Here is a 2,176-nt window from a genome sequence, read left to right as displayed (position 1 = left end):
ACTCACTATTATCTCGGATGATTCACTTTTACCACCTCAATCCGCCTATGTGCCAGTTGAGGGTGCGGAATGTGGGTTCACACTCAAGCCGAGTGCATCGACTTCATCCACGCCAGCCGAAGGCGATCGAGTTCTGGCAGCCGAGGTACCATTTGACCGCACTCTCCCCGATCTAGGCGCGTAAGATTAAGTTAGTCTATGTCGGGCGAGTTGTGGGCGAGGCGCAATAAAAAAGAAAAACAACAGTTTAAATCTCAAATAACTCAAACCCTTGTCCCCTATAGATTATCTTTGTTTATAGGTAAATGTTAGGGATAATTTTGATGTGCTGGGTTGGGGCTACTTTACCTATACCCTACTCTCTAACTTGTATTCCTATTTGAGCGTGGGGTTCCGATGACTGTGGATGCTGCGAGGAAGACGATCCGAAAATCAGGGGTAGTAGCAGGGCTTCAGTTCCCGGTGCATCTTTATATGCTCCGGCACGTTTGCGGGTACTATTTGGCGGCTAAAGGGATAGACACGATGGCGATTCAAGAATATCTGGGACACGCTAATATTCACCACACAGTCCGCTATACCCAGCTAGCACCGCATCGGTTTGACGGGTTTTGGGATGACTGACAGTTATCTAACCGATTATGTAACCGCTAGCAGTTACCTAGGAGCGAGATGCAGTTACCTAACCGATTAGGTAACCACTGGCAGTTACCTAGGAGCTATATATGGATTTATTGCAGGCGATGTAATGAAGCTGTAGCGGTTTCAAGCCCAAGGTCAAAATAAGCGAATATCCTTACGATGTGGGGTGTGAGTGTAGTAAAAGTTCAGCAGATATGTTACTCTAGCTGCAGCTTTTAGACTTTGCCATGGGCTTTTCAGTCAAGTTGTTTACTATAAAAGGAAATTTAGTTTTTATGAACAACCTCTACCAAAAGGTCGCATTTGCCTCTGTTTGTACCGCTTTAGGTTTTGTCTTGGTACCAAACAAAGAAGCTAAAGCAGCTGTATTTACCTTGACCTCCACTACCAGTTTTTTTGTCGGAGATAAGGATCAGGACGGACTAGGAGACTATATTTATGGTGATGTACCTCTTTCTGTAGGCATAAAGGATGAAAGACATACACGAAACAATCAAGAAGATGAAGAATATAAAGCTTTTTACGAATTTAATATTGCCCATTTATCTCTTGCTCCTAATACAGCTATTAGCAGTGCTATTTTTCAGCCTAAGGCTAATACTATTTCGTGGTATGACTCTCAGTCTCGGTTTGACGTTCAGGGCTATATAGGAAACGGGCAAGCCGATGTATCCGATTTTCAGGCTGGAGGCTACTTAGATGGAATATACTTCTATAGTGTCATAAATACTGGTTCGGAAATAGACCTATCGCCAATTTTTTCCTTTAATGTACTTCCATTTATTAGTCAGAGAATTAAAAACAACGATACTTTTGCTGGGCTTAAAGTTTTTACCCGTGGAGGCTATCTTACTCTCGATCAGGAGGTTAATCTGATAATTACAACCGTTGACGACGTTACTGAGCCTGTACCTGAACCGACCACAATCCTCACTGCAGCTATAGCATTAGGGTGGGGAGGATGGCTGAAACGAAAGAATTCAATTAAGCACAATAAAACAAAGTCACAAGGTTAATCTATCATTTGATAGAATTTACGCTGCCAACAAATCAACTTCAAAACGCCCCCTATCCGCGTCAGGCGACTCAAATCATATCTTAGACTCTGATGCAGGATAGGTTGCCACTTTGCCTATATCTGCACATTTCCCTTGTGTTACTTTTTCTGCTTTTAACCTCAGGGTGAGTTAATGGGGAAATTTGAGTGTGCTGACCTAGCTGTAGTGGTTGTAGGGGTGTAGATGGGGAAATTCTAGTATCCCCGCCTAGCTTTATTGTTCTGCTGGCGGGAAAACTCGATCTAACGACCTAGAGCTTGAATCCCCGTCTGTGCGGTTAATCCAGTCCTCACAGAACTTACAGCAATTTGAGATCAAACCCGCCACAAAAATGGTAAACTTTAAAGATGTAAAAAAATGAGATTATTTAGAGATGGCAGCATATTCGGTAGTGCCCTTAAGGAAAGGATAAAAAAATCAACCGAATTCAAATAAAAGTAGGCACCTGGAGTTGTAAATTATCATTATAATGATGT

The 2,176-nt window shown here is 42.5% G+C and carries 2 protein-coding genes and 1 pseudogene; all 3 read left to right on the top strand.

All coding sequences use genetic code 11. From position 1 onward, the window contains the following. Positions 1–184: hypothetical protein (locus QUB61_RS39045; protein ID WP_333136497.1), on the top strand; the 184-nt coding region annotated here is incomplete at its 5' end. A gap of 197 nt (positions 185–381) precedes the next feature. After that, a pseudogene (locus QUB61_RS39040) lies at positions 382–624 on the top strand (tyrosine-type recombinase/integrase); the annotation flags it as partial. A 293-nt stretch (positions 625–917) separates the two neighbouring features. Next, the gene (locus QUB61_RS39035; RefSeq protein WP_333136495.1) at positions 918–1,658 is read left to right on the top strand and encodes a PEP-CTERM sorting domain-containing protein; all 741 of its coding nucleotides are present in this window, start codon (positions 918–920) and stop codon (positions 1,656–1,658) included. Positions 1,659–2,176: the final 518 nt, after the last annotated feature.

The organism is Microcoleus sp. C2D2, from assembly GCF_036702495.1.
GTDB lineage: Bacteria > Cyanobacteriota > Cyanobacteriia > Cyanobacteriales > Microcoleaceae > Microcoleus.
Note: the sequence above shows the minus strand (reverse complement) of the source record. Positions and strands in the feature narration are given on the sequence as shown.